The 16,323-nt window shown below is 37.7% G+C and carries 19 protein-coding genes; 12 read left to right on the forward strand and 7 right to left on the reverse strand.

The window, feature by feature from the left end; all coding sequences use genetic code 11:
* Nucleotide 1 precedes the first annotated feature (1 nt).
* From IGI46_RS12660 to IGI46_RS12685, 6 genes are all read left to right on the forward strand, one after another.
* A complete protein-coding gene (locus IGI46_RS12660; RefSeq protein ID WP_429963467.1) occupies nt 2–1,297 on the forward strand; it encodes a Sapep family Mn(2+)-dependent dipeptidase in 1,296 nt (431 codons plus the stop codon).
* Entirely contained in the window at nt 1,287–2,441 is a 1,155-nt protein-coding gene (locus tag IGI46_RS12665) for a trans-sulfuration enzyme family protein (RefSeq protein ID WP_429963468.1), read from the forward strand. Before IGI46_RS12660 ends, IGI46_RS12665 begins: the two co-directional genes overlap by 11 nt.
* Nucleotides 2,428–3,381 (forward strand): uroporphyrinogen decarboxylase family protein, encoded by a 954-nt coding sequence (locus IGI46_RS12670; protein WP_429963469.1) that lies wholly within the window; start codon nt 2,428–2,430, stop codon nt 3,379–3,381. Before IGI46_RS12665 ends, IGI46_RS12670 begins: the two co-directional genes overlap by 14 nt.
* 230 nt (nt 3,382–3,611) lie before the next feature.
* Nucleotides 3,612–4,247 carry a TetR/AcrR family transcriptional regulator gene (locus IGI46_RS12675; RefSeq protein WP_429963470.1) on the forward strand — a complete coding sequence of 212 codons (636 nt, stop codon included), beginning with the start codon at nt 3,612–3,614 and terminating at the stop codon, nt 4,245–4,247.
* A 180-nt stretch (nt 4,248–4,427) separates the two neighbouring features.
* The gene (locus tag IGI46_RS12680) at nt 4,428–5,717 is read left to right on the forward strand and encodes an MFS transporter (protein ID WP_429973538.1); all 1,290 of its coding nucleotides are present in this window, start codon (nt 4,428–4,430) and stop codon (nt 5,715–5,717) included.
* Nucleotides 5,718–5,840: 123 nt separating this feature from the next.
* Complete coding sequence (locus IGI46_RS12685) at nt 5,841–6,647, forward strand: alpha/beta fold hydrolase (RefSeq protein ID WP_429963472.1); 807 nt, start codon at nt 5,841–5,843, stop codon at nt 6,645–6,647.
* Nucleotides 6,648–6,815: 168 nt separating this feature from the next.
* Here the strand turns inward: IGI46_RS12685 and IGI46_RS12690 are convergent, their stop codons facing one another.
* The 7 genes from IGI46_RS12690 to IGI46_RS12720 form a co-directional block, all read right to left on the reverse strand.
* A complete protein-coding gene (locus IGI46_RS12690) occupies nt 6,816–7,721 on the reverse strand; it encodes a LysR family transcriptional regulator (RefSeq protein ID WP_429963473.1) in 906 nt (301 codons plus the stop codon).
* Between the two features lie 72 nt (nt 7,722–7,793).
* Nucleotides 7,794–9,554: a CocE/NonD family hydrolase gene (locus tag IGI46_RS12695; RefSeq protein WP_429973539.1), complete on the reverse strand. Its 1,761-nt coding sequence runs from the start codon at nt 9,552–9,554 to the stop codon at nt 7,794–7,796.
* 289 nt (nt 9,555–9,843) lie between these two features.
* A complete protein-coding gene (locus IGI46_RS12700) occupies nt 9,844–9,942 on the reverse strand; it encodes a type I toxin-antitoxin system Fst family toxin (protein WP_207701710.1) in 99 nt (32 codons plus the stop codon).
* 68 nt (nt 9,943–10,010) lie between these two features.
* Entirely contained in the window at nt 10,011–10,610 is a 600-nt protein-coding gene (locus IGI46_RS12705) for a DUF2922 domain-containing protein (RefSeq protein WP_429963475.1), read from the reverse strand.
* Between the two features lie 58 nt (nt 10,611–10,668).
* On the reverse strand, nt 10,669–11,058 hold the full coding sequence (locus IGI46_RS12710; protein ID WP_429963476.1) for a hypothetical protein: 390 nt from the start codon (nt 11,056–11,058) through the stop codon (nt 10,669–10,671).
* A 139-nt stretch (nt 11,059–11,197) separates the two neighbouring features.
* The gene (locus IGI46_RS12715; protein WP_429963477.1) at nt 11,198–11,440 is read right to left on the reverse strand and encodes a DUF2922 domain-containing protein; all 243 of its coding nucleotides are present in this window, start codon (nt 11,438–11,440) and stop codon (nt 11,198–11,200) included.
* A complete protein-coding gene (locus IGI46_RS12720; protein ID WP_429963478.1) occupies nt 11,424–11,657 on the reverse strand; it encodes a hypothetical protein in 234 nt (77 codons plus the stop codon). Before IGI46_RS12720 ends, IGI46_RS12715 begins: the two co-directional genes overlap by 17 nt.
* A gap of 706 nt (nt 11,658–12,363) precedes the next feature.
* Between IGI46_RS12720 and IGI46_RS12725 the strand changes: the two genes are divergently transcribed.
* The 6 genes from IGI46_RS12725 (at nt 12,364) to IGI46_RS12750 (ending at nt 16,317) form a co-directional block, all read left to right on the forward strand.
* On the forward strand, nt 12,364–12,525 hold the full coding sequence (locus IGI46_RS12725; RefSeq protein WP_429963479.1) for a hypothetical protein: 162 nt from the start codon (nt 12,364–12,366) through the stop codon (nt 12,523–12,525).
* 835 nt (nt 12,526–13,360) lie between these two features.
* Nucleotides 13,361–13,597 (forward strand): hypothetical protein, encoded by a 237-nt coding sequence (locus IGI46_RS12730; RefSeq protein WP_429963480.1) that lies wholly within the window; start codon nt 13,361–13,363, stop codon nt 13,595–13,597.
* A gap of 134 nt (nt 13,598–13,731) precedes the next feature.
* The gene (locus IGI46_RS12735) at nt 13,732–14,037 is read left to right on the forward strand and encodes a hypothetical protein (RefSeq protein ID WP_429963481.1); all 306 of its coding nucleotides are present in this window, start codon (nt 13,732–13,734) and stop codon (nt 14,035–14,037) included.
* 59 nt (nt 14,038–14,096) lie between these two features.
* Nucleotides 14,097–14,390 (forward strand): hypothetical protein, encoded by a 294-nt coding sequence (locus IGI46_RS12740; RefSeq protein WP_429963482.1) that lies wholly within the window; start codon nt 14,097–14,099, stop codon nt 14,388–14,390.
* Between the two features lie 217 nt (nt 14,391–14,607).
* On the forward strand, nt 14,608–14,958 hold the full coding sequence (locus tag IGI46_RS12745; RefSeq protein WP_429963483.1) for a hypothetical protein: 351 nt from the start codon (nt 14,608–14,610) through the stop codon (nt 14,956–14,958).
* 612 nt (nt 14,959–15,570) lie between these two features.
* Nucleotides 15,571–16,317, forward strand: coding sequence for a hypothetical protein (locus IGI46_RS12750; protein WP_429963484.1), 747 nt, complete (start codon nt 15,571–15,573; stop codon nt 16,315–16,317).
* Nucleotides 16,318–16,323: the final 6 nt, after the last annotated feature.

The raw sequence follows: 16,323 nt of genomic DNA on the forward strand, positions 1-16,323 counted from the left end.
AGTGACACTTTTACAAGAAACGATCGATCTTTTGAAGCAATTTGTGTCGTATCAATCCTATCCGACGAGTGAAACTACTGATCAAGAGGACGTAGTGAATTTCACTTTAAAACACTGCTCTGAATTCGGCTTCATAGTGAAAAAAATAAGCAGCACACTTGGTTGGGTTCAAATAGGTAATGAAGGTCCATTAGTTGCTTTCCCGATCCATCTTGATGTTGTTCCTCCTGGTAATGGATGGACTACAGATCCCTTTACTTTGGTTGAGCAAGATCAGATTCTTTTTGGCAGAGGTGTCTATGATAACAAGGGACCCGCCGCAGTAATGATTGTACTTCTAAACGAACTTAGACAAAAAATTGAAGAAACAGGCGTACGTGTAAGACTTATTATTGGAGCCCAAGAAGAAACTGGAATGGCCTGTATCCAGCAATATACTTTACTGGAAGAAAAGCCCGTTGCCGGTTTTGTACCTGATGCGATGTTCCCCATCGTTTTAGGTGAAAAGGGCCGGATGCATCTTCTGTTGGAATCCAAGGAGTCAATTCCCTGGCTCGATGAAGTTGTCACCGGTGAGCAGGTTAACTCTGTACCTGATCGAGCAATTCTTAAAGTAAAAGCTAAACAAGATTTAGACAAGATTAATCTTAATGCTGTAAGTGGCTGTGAAGATCGAACAGTTTATTGCCAAGGGATTTCCGCACATGCCGCTAAACCAGAATTAGGAAAGAATGCCTTTTTCCAGCTGATGAAGGCGATTGACCCACTCGCACGTTCAAAAAAGATGAATAACTTGTTACAACTTTCAGAGGTAAACGGTACAAATATAGAGTTAAGCTGTCCCGAAAGCCGTTTTGGAAACACCACAGTTAATGCGGGCATAATCAATTTTAAAGAGAACAATTGGCGTGTAGAAGTAGATATACGCTTCAACAATAAACTCACTCAAGAAATGATTTTGCATAAGCTTCAACAATTTTTCCCCGATTGGACAATGAAGGTTCTTACTTCTAAGGATGTCCATCTAGTAAAGGACAGACACTTAGCAGACCAATTAATTGGCTTGTATCGTAGTTACGATCCAACCGATCAGACGGAGCCAATATATATGGGCGGCAGCACGTATGCCAGCTACTTTGACAATTTTGCTGCTTTTGGTCCGAGATTTCCTGACACAAGAACTTATGCTCATGGAAAGAATGAACGCATGAAGATTTCTGACTTAGAGAAGCTTATTCAGATTTACAAAGACGCGATTCAAATAGTTATAGAAGAGGCGAGAAAAAATGAACTTTGATACCAAAGTACTCCATAGCTACCCAGTCGTTGATTCTGCGACTGGAGCAGCATCCATTCCTAAGTACCAAGCATCAACTTTTCACCAAAAAGACTTTCCTAAACAACAGGAGTACACCTATACACGCTTTGGTAACCCAACTGTGGAAGCGGCGGAAAAAGCAGTCGCGACCTTAGAAGATGCGCAGTACGGGATTGCATTTTCCTCTGGCATGGCAGCTATAACGGCTTCACTGCTGCTTCTAAGTGCGGGTGATCACTTGGTTTTAGGAGGAAATATTTACGGTGGTACTTTCCAACTTTTAACAGAACTGTTAAGTAGATTTGAAGTCACCTATACCTTTGTTGACGAGCGAAATCCTTTAGCTTGGGAGCAGGCAATCCGTCCGAATACCAAGCTGTTCTATTTAGAAACCCCCTCGAATCCCTTATTGACAGTCACGAATATTCAGAAGGTCTGTGAAATTGCTAAAACACATAAGCTTTTGACCGTCTGCGACAATACCTTCATGACACCCTACTATCAGCAGCCTTTGACACTCGGTGCAGATATTGTTATTCACAGTGCCACGAAGTTTTTAGGCGGACATAGTGACTTAGTTATGGGCTTTGCGGTAACTAATGACAATGTACTCAAAGAAAAGCTGCATAAAAATCAAAAAATTATCGGATCAATTCCTGGAATTGAGGAAGCTTGGCTTCTGCTAAGAGGAATAAAAACATTAACAGTACGAATGAAGCAGGCTAGCCGCAATGCATTAATTCTAGCCCAAAAATTGCAAACCTTATCTAATGTGAAGGCTGTGCATTATCCAGGATTAGAAAATCATCTCGATCATTTGCAGCATTTTAAACAGGCGACGAGCGGAGGGGCCGTTTTATCCTTTGAACTGAATACAGAACAGCAGGTTCAGCGGTTATTTCAGCAGGTAAAAATTCCAATCGTAGCAGTAAGCCTAGGTGGGGTGGAGAGTATTTTATCCTATCCTTGGACGATGTCCCATGCCTGTATGACTGAAGAAGATCGTTTAAAAGCCGGAGTGACGAAACAGCTGGTAAGGTTGTCCTGCGGGATAGAAGACGCAGAAGATTTGTGGTCAGACATTCAGCAAGCGCTTGAAGGAGAAGAAAATGAAGAAAATTGAACGAGTAAATTGCGTGTTAAGAGGAACAGCACCTGATCAGCCTCCAATGGGATTTTGGCTGCATTTTCCTAAAGAGGTTATTTCTAAAGGAGTAGAAGCACAAGCAGCAGCCCATCTGGCTTTTAAAGATGAAACCCAAACAGATATCTTGAAGATCATGAACGAAAACGAGATGCGCAGCACTCAAAAAATTGAGCAGCTTCATGAATGGAAAAATATTGCGAAGCTTTCCAAGGATTCCAAGCTGGTTACCGATCAAGCGGATATCTTACGACGAATTGTAGAAGCCAACGAAGAAGATTGTTACTTGCTGGGAACAGTTCATGGTCTAATCGCTTCCTTATCTCATGCTTCAGGTCATAGTTATTCTGTTTCCCCGGACTTAATTAACGACCATTATCAGCGTGATCCTCAGGCTGTAATGGACGGGCTGAAAATTATTGAAGAAAACACCCAGCATATTTTAGAAATGACAATGAGTTCAGGAGTGCAAGGTATCTACTATGCAGCTTTAGGCGGAGAAAAAAATAAGTTTAGCGATGACTTTATACAAGAAGCTTTGAGACCGGCAGAACAAAGCTTATTAAAACAAGCGGAAAAGAAAGAAGATTTTTCTACCTTCCTTCATATTTGTAAAGAAGAAACTGTTCTAGAGAATTACAAAGATTACCCCTTCGATGTCATCAATTGGGCGATGCATGAAAGCAACTATTCCGTTGACGAGGCATATCAAATCTTTGGCAACAAGGTTTATTTAGGTGGCTTCGATGACCGATCGGGCGTGTTAGTCGAAGGGGACGAAAAGGAAATACAAACAGAACTTACCCGAATTCAACAGGAGTTTAATGGTAAGAGATATATTATTGGTGCAGATTGTACCTTACCAACCGATATTTCATTAGCTAAACTTCGTCAAATTCATGGTTTTCTTAAGCAATAAATAGCTAAAACTCAAGTTAAGGGTATGCGAGTCAAATGCAAAAGAGTTTGGTTTGGTGCTTCTAGAATAAGATAAACAATAGAAATCTATAAGTATGGTCTGATCCATATTTATAGATTTTTTTATCGCTTAAAAAATTGGCGTCAGTTTTTCATTGACAGACAGCACAAGAATGACTAGCATATGAAACATACAACGAATCTGTTTTTGAAAAACTGAAGGAGGAACGAATGAAAAGGGAAGAAAAAAGTAAGCAAAGTAAGGCCAAGATTATTCAAGCTGCTTTTTCATTGTTCGCATCAAAGGGATATGACGCCACCTCCACGCAAGATATTATTGAACTGTCTGGTCTTTCAAGAGGGGCCATGTACCACCATTTTAAGAGTAAAGAAGAGATCTTACGCAGTTTGATGACTGAAATTTATGCACAAACCAATGATTTCTTAACAGAGCTTGTCGCTGATAAGACACTTTCAGCCAAGGAAAAGATTACAAAAATCATTGTGAATAGTGGGGATGACTACATGCATCGTCAATTGGCACAAGCCTCTTGGGTTGAAAAAGTTCCCTTTGCTTTATTAGAAAGTGTTCGCAATCTCAATGATCGTGTAGCTCCTCAGGTAACAAAAATTGTGAAGCAAGGAATAGAAAATGGCGAATATACCTGCGATTATCCAGAAGCATTAAGTGAAACGCTTTTATTTACTGTAGAAATTTGGTTGGATCCCACGATTATCAAAAGAGAGTACACTGAAATATGCAATCGTTTCGACTTTCTTTACCTGCTATTGCAAAAATTAGAGGTTCCGTTGATCGACGAAGAGGATATTCAAAAATTCAAAGCAATATTTAAACCAAAAGAATAGAAACCAGAAAAACTGTTCAAACGTTGATTTTATACGTTTGAACAGTTTTTGTTTCAAATAATGATTGACACACCATCAAAAGAATACTAAAATTATAAAAAAAAACAGTCAGTCTGTTTGTTGGAGTGATGTTTTTAAATACTGCTATTCATAGTTAAAAAAGAGAGGTTGGAAACATACATGGAGGAGAAACAAATCAAACCAGAACTTTTAAAGCAACAACAGATACCACAAATAATTCCAGCACCGAGAAATTTTACCTTGATGGTTTTAGGCCAAGTCGTTTCAATTATGGGTTCGGCATTGCTGCGCTTTGCCTTGTCGTTGTTTGTACTGGATCAAACAGGAAGAGCAGATATTTTTGCCACATTATTAGCAGTTTCCAGCATACCTTTAATAGCGGGGCCGTTCGGGGGCGCCATTGCAGATCGGTTCAATCGACGAAACTTGATGGTGATTTATGATTTTACCAGTAGTGGAATTGCGTTTGTTTTATTTTTCTTGCTATGGAGAGGAAACAATTCTATTCTGCTAATTGGATTGATTATGACCTGTTTATCTTTCATCAGTGCGATGTATAATCCCACTGTTTCAGCCAGCATCCCGTTATTGGTTGCGGAGCAAAAAATAGAAAAGGCAAATGGAATTGTTAACGCCGTACAATCATTAGGGAGTGTGCTAGCACCGATTTTGGGAAGTTTATTGTATGGCTACTTACCAATTGATCGTCTGATTTTCATTAGCTTCATCGCCTTTTTTCTGTCAGCAGTGATGGAATTGTTTATCCACATTCCGTTTGAAAAAGGCACGATGGAGGGGAATTTGGCAAAGGTGATAATAAATGATTTAAAAGAAGGCTTTATCTATGTGAGGAAAGAACCGTTCATTTATAAATCAGTTTTGCTAGCTGCGGCACTGAATATGCTGGTGACACCGTTGCTGGTCGTAGCTGTTCCGGCAATTTTACGGCTGGTGATGAACAGTTCAGAAGCGATGTATGGATTGGGGAATGGATTGATTGGACTTGCCATGGTATTCGGGGCGTTGACAATTGGATTTTTTACTAAAAAATTGCGTTTTGCAAATGTGTATCTCTGGTTACTGGGACTGAGTGTTTTAATCTTACCGATCATGGCAGCTGTTTTACCAATCGTTTTGTCCACAGGAAACCTTTGGCCTTTTCTGATATTGATGTCTGGAGCGATCCCCATTTCGATGCTGATCTCGATCTTGTCGATTTTTCTAATCAGTAAGGTTCAACGGAAAACACCAAATGCACAGTTAGGAAAAGTAATGGCGATCATTATGGCTGCCGCTCAGTGCAGCTTGCCGTTGGGGCAACTGCTTTATGGAAAATTATTGGATACGTTTGAAACCCAATTGTTTTTACCTTTACTTTTTATAACGCTATTGCTGGTCTTTGTGTCCTTAATTGCAAAAGTCGGTTTCAAAAATATAGTAGAAGACTAATGAAATAGTAGAAAGATAATTCATCAATCATAAAAATTGTCGGTAATTAACTAGCAACAAAAATCATTAACGAAACCTGTACTGAACGGAAATCATCATTCAAAAAAGAGAGTGGGAATATTGATGCTTCAATCACTTCAAGAAAACAATGTAAAAATTGCTAATGAAACGATGACTTATGTGGCTTTTGGAAAAGGAGAGCAACCCTTGATTGTGTTACCAGGATTGTCTGATGGGTTAAAGACTGTTCATAGACAGTCTTTAAATTTGGCTTTCTATTTTCGAAAACTGATCCCTCATTTTAGAGTCTATGTCTTCAGCCGAAAGAACAATTTAAAGGCACCTTATTCCATAAAAGAAATGGCCAAAGATCAAGCTCTCGCATTGCAACAGCTAGGTTTAAGCGATGTCTATTTGATGGGGATTTCTCAAGGTGGAATGATCGCACAGCAGCTTGCAATTGACTATCCTGAGAGTGTCGCTAAATTAATAATCGGTGTTTCTACGTCAAAGGTTACGCCAACAATGGAAAAGACAATCCGTCACTGGATCAAGCTGGCAGAAGAAAAGAACTACCAACTACTAATGAAAGATACTATGGAAAAAACATATTCTTTAAAAACACTCAGAAGGTATCGTCCATTTTTTCCAATTATTACTCGAATCGGCAAACCTGAAAGCTTCAAGCGCTTCTTGATTCAAGCCCAAGCCTGTCTTTCTCATGATGTGTCTGATCAATTAAATAGAATTGAGTACCCAACATTAGTTATTGGTGGAGATTCCGATAAGGTTGTTGGTGAAGCTACTTCAGAAGAGATTGCTGCAAGTATCCCAAGTAGCAAATTAATCATCTATCCAGGTTTCGGACACGCTGCATATGAAGAGGAAAAGCGCTTCTTTCCAGATGTAGTCAATTTTTTGAAGAAGTAGAGAACCAATTCAATCGTTACTTGGAGAGTAACTAGCAGATCATAGTATATAAATATGGAATTCAACAATGTATAATTGCAGTGAGAATATTTTAAAAAGCAACTTGGTGAAGTAAAACAGAATTAAGTATGATAAAAAAAGGTTAAAACCTGAATTATCCTCAAGCGTCTAACCCTTTAGATTATTTTTAAAGAAAGTGAACAACTCTCGAAGCAGGGAACTTTCATTTCTTTTATCATAAGCTGCTACTATATTCTGATCATTACTATCGCTTACTAGATCAATAATTTTGATCGGGTATTTTTCTTCAAGTGATCCATCATTCATTCCAGAATACAAGAAAGCTAAACCTTCTCCAAGCGCAACCTTTGCAAGCCCCTCATCGAGATTTTTCACATACGAATTAGCTCGTACATTAAAGCCGTATTTCACAAACTGATTGACTACATAATCGACAATAATAGGAGACTGTTTTCTTTCCAGCAAAATAAACGTCTCCTGACTCAAGTCAGCAAAATAAACCTTTGTCTCTTTGCTCAAAGCATGATGAAGCGGCACAGCAATCTGCAAATGGTTTTTGATAAATATCAGCTGCTCAACATTTTCACTGTGTTGAAAATAGGTCGACAAATCAAAAACTAAGTCGTATTGCCCGGTAGCCAGCCCGTCTGACAAACTCAGCGGTGTATCCTGTTTCGTTAGGAAGGTCACGTTGGGGTGATCCGCTTTGAATTGTCCGAAAAGCTCATACATTTTGCTCATATTAAAATTTGATAAATAACCAATTTTTAGCAGCTGAGTGGCCGTATCAGCTGTCTTTTGCTGGTCGAACATATGGGACAGTTGATCTACGCGGCTTAATACCTCATTGGCTTCAACTAAGAACTGTTCACCGGCATCTGATAAGGTTAGTGCATGGCTATGACGAATGAATAAAGCGACACCTAATTCAGTTTCTAATTCTTGGATTCGTCTACTTAATGTAGGCTGAGAGATATACAGCTTTTGGGCAGCTTTAGTAAAGCTGCCCTCAGCAGCAACCTCCACAAAGTAGTGTAAGGTCGATAACTTCATAACTGACTCCATTCCACTAAAGATAATGAACTCAGTATAAAGTGGTCCCTGAATTTTCACAAGTTTTAACTATTATTCTGACAACAAGGGTAGTTGAAGATAAGAAGCATATTCTCCTCCAGTATGCAGAATGTGAGCGCCCTTATTAGCAGGTGTACTTCCTGGTGTTCCGGGCATAACTGAGCCAAGTTCATCTTTAGTACTAACCACCACTCTTAAGGTTTCTCCGGCTTGATAAGACAAGCCCATTGGACTCAAGACAATATCCAACTCAACGATTTCGCCCTGAGATAATTTCTCCACACGATCAAAGCGATAAGCAGGAATTTCATCAGTTGCCAGTTGACTGTCAAGGCGACGCATAGAAGCACGCAGCCGACCCCAGGCACCTTTGTAACGTAGGGCAGAAGCTCCTTCTTGGGTGAAATCCTGCAAGGCAGCACCATGATTGGGTACGACAAATTCACTTAATACATTGCCGAATTTATCCAATTTTTGAACCCAAACATAGACGTCCATGTCGTCATATCCATCTGATTCCATAAACAATTTAGCTTTAGGATAACCGACGAAAGTGGTTTCTTGATCAAAGGTCATTTGGAATGAAGTCCGACCTGGCAGAGCTTCAGCGGTGTATTTGACGGGTACATCGTTAGCTTCCTTATTTTCCTGCAAGGTCCGGAATAATCCATTCAGATAGTAGCGTTTCAATTCACTGGCAGCAGGAGGGAAGACTTCTGCTGGAATATCTGTTTGATTCCCACCTTGGAAATCAATTAGTGAATAACGAACCGTTGGAGTTGCAAGCCAATCATTGTCTTTTCCTAACAGGTAATAATCAAAGAAACGACGCAGTTCTTCAATGTTTTTTTCATCATAATAGTAAGGCCATTCCTGCCGATCGTGGATACGAAGCCATTTTTCCTGCGAGCCCAATGTACGCCAAGAACGGAAGGTTCCCATAGTATGCAGCGTATTAGAATAGCTGGCAATTACAAAAGCCGGCACAGTGATTTTGCTGGGATCAGCGATTTTGTCTAACCAAATGTCATCATCCGCTAAAGGATAAGCATCCATTTCCTTCGTTAAATCTTCGCGTTGAGCGCCAGTAGCACTAACATGGTTTACCTGAAGCCGTTCAATAAAGTTCTTGTCAGGAATACCACCAATAAAGGCCAAATCACGATAACTATCTGCTAATCCTTCAGTTGGATTGATCACAGTTAAATGGGGTGGCTGCTCCGCTGCAATATACCATTGAGAGAAGGCCAAGTAAGAAGTGCCAGTAAGAGCTGTTTTACCATTACTCCATTCCTGAGCAGCCAGCCATTCAATCAAATCATAACCATCTTGGGCTTCTTGAGTCCCCAACATCGTGGTATTGCCTTCGCTGTGAGCGATTCCTCGCATATCTGGGTTAGCTACCGCATAGCCTTTCGCAACCCAGTAATCAGGATCTGGCGCTTCAAACTTAGTCAATCCTGAGTTCCAGTGATTGCCCATACCCAACATGTTAAAAAGATTCTTATAACGTGGTGCTGTTCCTGCACTTTTACCATAAGGACTCCATGCAATCAGCACCGGCACTTTTTCTTCGGTTACTGGCAAATAAATATCTGTATAAATAGTGACACCATCCCGCAGTTTAACTGGAACATCTTTCAGCATGCGGATATCACCAGAAAGCGGCTTGAAGCCTTCTGCGATCGTTTCGTTTTTCTTCAAAATAATTTCTTTGGTTTCAAAAGGGCTTAGCACACCATGTTCAATACAATTATCAATGTATTCAAAGGATGGGCTAAAGCGCATCTTTTCAGTAATTTTTGCTGTCATATAGTTTTCCTCCGATTGTCTCATTTATTCTTTGGAACACCCCTGATTATAGGAGCCCTACAGCCAAATGTACAATTGCAATTTTGCATAATAACTTTATGTATAGGACTGTTATTCATAAAATGAATAGCAGTGTCATCTTAATAAATTTTTCCTTATTCAGACAAGTGCCCATCAAAAATCACCACCTGTAAAGGGCACCATCTTTACAGGCAATTCTTCTTTTCTTCAGTTTTCAAGGAACGTGTGGCTATTGCAACTGTCTCGCTTTGCAACAGTCTGTGTATCGTCAGGGATCATGATCATCTAACCAGTGGTTAACCAATGCGATAACCAGTCCGACAAAAATCGGGGCTAAAATATACTGCACAAGAGATTGCAAATGCATCACCCCTCTTCAGTGCAGCTCATGATCCAGACGAGTTTATTTTACCTACGCTGGTAAATGATCAGACATCATGAAGGTGTTTCAGGTGGGGCCTTCTGTTTTCTTTTCTCTTGCTCCTTGGCTTTTCTTCTCTTTCGTCGCTTCACCAGTTCTTTGACTACATCGTAAAAATTATCCGCTGGCAGGGAAGCTTCTTCACTAGTTTTTACTGATTTAGCTACTGGAAGATTTCTTACAGTCATTTTCGTATCCGAAGAATCGGCCAGAGCTTCATGGTTTAGGTGAGCAGACAGAACTTCATGTACCTCACTTCTTATTGGAGGTAAATCAAAAGATACTTCTGGAAGCTTTGGTGTTTCCTCCCAGGTACAACGAAGGACTGTTTCTTGTTCAGCTATAGTATCCTCAGTTCCCTCCGGTTCTTCTGGAGCGGAAACTCCAAACATTTCGCCGCCATCAAAAATCGGCCGTTCAATCGTTTCTACATATTTCGCTTTCACAATTTCTTTAAACAATCCAACACCATCTTTTTCGAAGAGTTCTAAGCTGGTTAGCAAGGCCAGCGTTTCTTTGATCTCTTCAGGACTTTTAGTGGTATCAGGATCTTTAAAGGAAAAATTGTGTTTCTTGCCTTCACTATTTAGGAAGGTAGACACTAGTTTGATCATTTTTTAACTCCTTTTCATCATTTATTCGCGTAGGTGAGACAGACAATAAATATTAGTTTCACGTGGCTTCAGTGCCAGCTTCTGTATGGAAAAGCTTAGCAACTTGTGCCTTTATAAAAGACTTGGTAGCTTCAAAAAAATTACGAATAGGATCTAGCTTTAAGGCTAAGATCCGCAATTCACTGGTTTCAAAGTAATCCGCAAAGTACCAGAAAAATCGCTTCATTGTTTTGGTTGCTTTGGTGTTCTTAAATAAGTAATGAACCAAATCCTGCAGTACCAGAGCAAACTCCTTCGCACCAAGCTGGTAACGGACACGCAAAGCAAGCAATAGCTTGATGGTCATGGTGCCATTCTGAGTTTCCTGATAATATTCCACGATTTGTTGTTCTAGCGTTTCACGCTTAAGATTAAACAGTTGGTGGTGAGTAAAGGGTTGCTCTGACATAATTAATCGCTCCTCATTCATAGTAATGAATTATTTTTTACAAAAAATAGTTTGATTTTCGTTCTATACAATATCCAATTAAAAAGATTAATAAGATAAGAGAAGGGCGGTACGTCTACCGCCGCAACTCAATGTTCAATTATCTGACTGCTGGTTCTTCTTCAAAGATGATTGTTTCGATGGTTTCTACATATTTTGCACTAACAACATTCTCATATTGTTTGATACCATCCTTCTGAAACAAGTTTAATTTAGTCAATTGTTCCAATAATCCTTTGATTTGTGTCGGCGTCTTGGTTGTATCAGGATTGGTCATACTCCAAGTTTGGTTTTTACCTGCACCATTTCTAAAGATGGAAACTAATTTAACGACTCGTTTCATACTTATCAACCTCCTTCGTAATTCGAGATTGCACAGTCAGGATGACACTATCCAATGAACTGCCTTGCTGGGATAGCTCTGCCATGATCTCTCCTAATTTGACTACATCTGCTTCAGGTGGATTATCAATTACGTTTGAGAAGTTCACCTTTTTCTGTTTATCTTCGCCTGCTTGTTCGATTTGTACTTGTAATTTGGTACCCAGTTTTTGAATCATTCCGATTCCTCCGTTTTCTGTAATGATTTGTTTGTCGTTATTTTGTTTTTGTTCCGGCCGGTGACTAAAAGATATAGAATTTTTCAAAAAAAAGCTAGAGCAGTTATAGACAAAAAAAGTGAGTTATACGCCGATTTGAAAAATAGAAAGGTTGATAATAAAGGATTCTATTTTTTGGAGAAGCGAAAAAAAGCCAAAAACCTGCGTATAACGTATAAAAAATTTTTTTAACTTATTTTTTGCCAAACTCCAAAAAAGTTGATATATCAGTCTTTATCTAAAAATAAAAAAACCTAGTTATCATAAAATAACTGAAATATAGATAGAAAAGCAGAAAATTCCTTTTGCTCCATCTGAATTAAACGAAGAAGAAATAATTTCTAATGTTATTTATATTTAGTTTTCAGATAACTGTAGGTTAAAGAGAAAAGTCGTTTACCAACCGAAGTCAACTGTTGTGTATTAAGACCAAGATTAAGAACAAGTTCAAGGAGGCTGGTCATCAGGGAGATGCACTTACTACTAAGTGGGGGCCAAGGATATGGATTGCCTTCCGATTTCTATCACTACTTATATCTTTTTTTGAGCTGACCTTAATAGTCTCCTTTCTATGTTGAATTTAGTAAATCACTTCAAAAAATATATGTTGATCGTTTTTCATTTGTTAAACTATTTGGTTCGTTATATAATAAATTGAGGTGATTTTATGTTAAAGAATATTAAGGATGAAATTGATAAAGGTATGCCGGTTATTACCTATATTAAAAAGAAGTACGGGTTCAATTCTATTGAAGAGTTTGAAGCTTATATCAAACTTTTGGAAGAAAAATCCAATAAATATGATGATCTAAAAAAAGGAAACAACTAAATAGCAAGAATATCTATGCTCTACAAACGATTGTAGAAAAATTTTTTCACATTAGAGTAGTTCTTATATGTTGAAAAAGATAGCTAGAATATCATTACTGATTTCATATCTGATAGTGAAGGTAGATGATACAGCTTTAAGATTACAAATTCGATGAGATTTGGTCATCTATATCAATGGTGAAAGGAATCTTATGAAAAAAAAAAAGACAACCCCCAAAAATTGACGCAAGTGAAAATGTTATAAGAAGACCATTATTTTGGGTTGTTTTCCTTTCAATGATGTTTTCAATCGTTTTACCTGTTTGCCTTATGGCTCCACCATCTATAGAATCAGCGGATTCAATTGATCTTATTGCCGATTATTTCTATTCAATCACAGGAGTTTTGATGTGGATAGTAATTGCCGGCTTTATTTTTGTTTTGTTGGAAATAACCCTTTACTTCTATTTTAGATTTAAACTGATTATCCATCAGAAAAGATTCTCTGTAACTCCTATTTTCGGGCCAACTTTTTCTTCGATAAAAAAAGTAAAGCTCATAAAATGGTCTAACAAGGGTTCTCATATTGATGTAAAGTACAGTAATAAATAGGTATGGCGAATTCAAGCAGAAGGGTGTAGCGGTTCTTTTAAAGAAATTTGAAGAACACAAAATCACCATTGTTGAGGATTACGACTTTCCCGTTTGAGTTGAAATCGCTTCGTTGTTCTTCCACTTTTTTCTCGTAAACTACCTACAGAGTCGTTTATTCATTCAAAATATCCTGATAGTCACTTTCTTTTGGGTAATTGACACAGTTATAATAATGTAAACCATACTAAGGGGTGAGAAAAGTGTTTGATGAGGAAAAAGTACTATCTCAATTTAAAAGTTTAGCTAGTTTGGTTTTGTTTTTACTTATGATCAACACTATAGGAGTAATTGTTCCAGCAATTATGTCATTACTCGATATTTTGAATGTATTCACAGAAGTAAGCTTTTATATGTGGGGATTTATTACTTTGCTTTTATGGATACTCACTATTAGGACTTTCAAGCAAGCCGACATAAAAATATCTTTGAAGAAATAATTGACTGCTCATTAGTAGTGCTTCAAATAATAGGTTCTGCTTCTTTTTTCTCAACACCAATCATTTCTATGTCTTTTTTTCCTAGTGCCGCTCCATATTTTTGGTCGCTAACATAGCTATAAGGGGGATTTTTTATGCATAAGATATATTTTGTTCTAACCGCAGAAACAGGCGTTGGTTATACTACTTTGCACCCAACACTCTTTTCGTTAAAGAAAAATAAAGCTGATTTGCAGAATTATTTTTCCAAATACTATGATGTTTCTGCCGATTATTTACATGATAAAGATATACTAGATGCCTTGATAGTTCCGAAACCTTTTGGACCATACCAAAATGACAACAGTGTACCAATAATATCAGTTCCTGCCGTTCACTTCTATGATAAAAAATACGATGAGATTAAGGACTATATCGATTCTTATTTTTCTGAAAACTAAAAAAGCAATCGTCTCTTTTTTCTACGTTTATGTACTAAAACAATTGGAAGTGGTGGATTATGAAACAAATTGGTTTGGGAAATACAGCAGAAATATACCTGCTTGATCAGAAAAGAGTTCTGAAACTATTTCGTGAAGGAATTCCTGAGAGCATTGTCAAAGACGAATTCGAAAAATCCTGTTTTATAGAATCGATAATAACCAATACGCCAAAAGCTTATGAACTGATGCACTTAGAGAATCGAGCGGGAATTGTTTATTCAAAGGTAGAGGGTTACGACATGATTAAAGTAATGCTTCGTTCGGTCCACAGAATAAATTTCTACAATGTAAAGATAAAAAATTATGATTAGCAGTTCAGGTAGGTTGCTTACGCATTTTAAATTGAGTACGTCGCTAATCCTAGCAAAGCAAACTCTATTAAAACAAAAATTCAAATGAAGAAAATTTATCAAACGGCTAATTTAAAATCCAATTCTAATAAAATCAAGCTAACCCTATACAAATGATATATGTTAGCATAAAATTAAGTCAGAGCAATTATTACTAATCAAGAATTGGAGACACCTAATGAATTACAAAAAGATACAGCAAAAAAATATTCCTGGACTAACTTTTTTTGGTGACGTTTTGCCAGCAGCTATCGATAATTTTCAGCTTTCGATTGGCGACCTGTTCGAATCAGTAGAGGAAAATCCTTTGGAAGAATTCGAACGTCAAATGACTGAGGATGGCAACAAACGTACTTATCTAGTTAAGATGCCCGAAAAGTATGTAGAAAAGAGTTTTAAATCTGATTTTTACAGAGCAGCGCTTCAGGAAGAAATTGACTCAGACTGCTTAGGTAAAATTCATTCGATCCGCTATTATAAGGATTTTGAAGGTAAGTATTTAGTACAATTTATTTTTGATATCAAGTAGCGGTTACTGAATTAGCTCCGAAATGAAAAGACTTTGATTGGCAACTGTTACTTAATAGTCAGTTAAAATAAATAAGCAGTAGAGCGATGGTAAATAAACCATCGTTCTATTTTTTATATAGGAAGAATGATTGCCTGGCGACAGATAATCATGAAGGTCTATTTCCAATATATGAGAAACTTTATTCTAACTTGTTGAGTTGGCATTTTAGGGTTAATAAATGGCTATCAAAGGCTGCATTTTTTCTATATAATATATAATACGGGGTCATTGATTATTACTAATAATTTTACATTTTAAATAGATTAGGAATACAAGTTGGTTTATTAGTAGTATTTGAAGTATATAAGGTTTATTCCTAGAAGAATGGGTTAAGCGATAAAATAACTAATTTTATAATAGAAGAGTGTAGGGAGATACTTAAACTTTAATTCCAGTTTTTTATCAAGACAGTTCACTTATGAATGATGCTTGAAAAAAGAGTTTTTGTTGATAATAGGTAAGAAAGTCATTTATATAGTACAATTTTGAAACAGTTGTTTTCAAGTAAAATATTATGTAAACTATTTCGGCTTATCTGTTAAGAGAAATAGTCAAGAAAGGATGGAGTATATGAAAAAGAGACAATATGTTTCTAAAAGAGAATTTGTTTTGTTGGTAGCGGTGGTACTTATTTTTATTATACCTTCTAAGGCGGAGGCTGCGACGGACGATATGTATCGTTTATACAATCCAAACAGTGGGGAACATTTTTACACGAAAAACGGGGCAGAACGGGACATGCTGAAGAAGGTTGGTTGGCGTGACGAGGGGATTGGTTGGTATGCGCCAACTGCTGGTGATCCGGTATATCGTTTGTACAATGCGAACGCGGGTGATCATCATTATACATTAAATGGCAATGAAAAGGATATGCTGGTCAAAACTGGCTGGCACTATGAAGGTGTTGGCTGGTATTCTGACACAAATAAAACAATAAAATTATATCGTGCTTATAATCCGAATGCGAAAGCAGGCAGCCATAACTACACGGTAAATGGTGCAGAGCAAAATATGTTGATTCGGAATGGTTGGAAAGATGAAGGCTTGGCTTGGTATGGAACGAATCGTGAGAATAACACCAACTCAGCACCTACTCCAGTAAGTAAGTTAGGAAATAGCGGGATTCTGGAAAAAACCTTACAAGCTGCCGGTGCTAAAGGGGATGCGATGAGAAAAGACCCTAAATCAATTTATTATTACGGAAACCCGGTAAATGGTGATTGGAATTATAGTTGGGCATTTATATCGAAGGAGGTAAAAATGTCCGATTCATCTGTTTGGTATTCTATAGAATTTTATCCAATCTATGTTGGATAGTAGTAA

The organism is Enterococcus sp. AZ163 (assembly GCF_050498925.1).
Classification (GTDB): Bacteria; Bacillota; Bacilli; order Lactobacillales; family Enterococcaceae; genus Enterococcus_A; species Enterococcus_A ferrettii.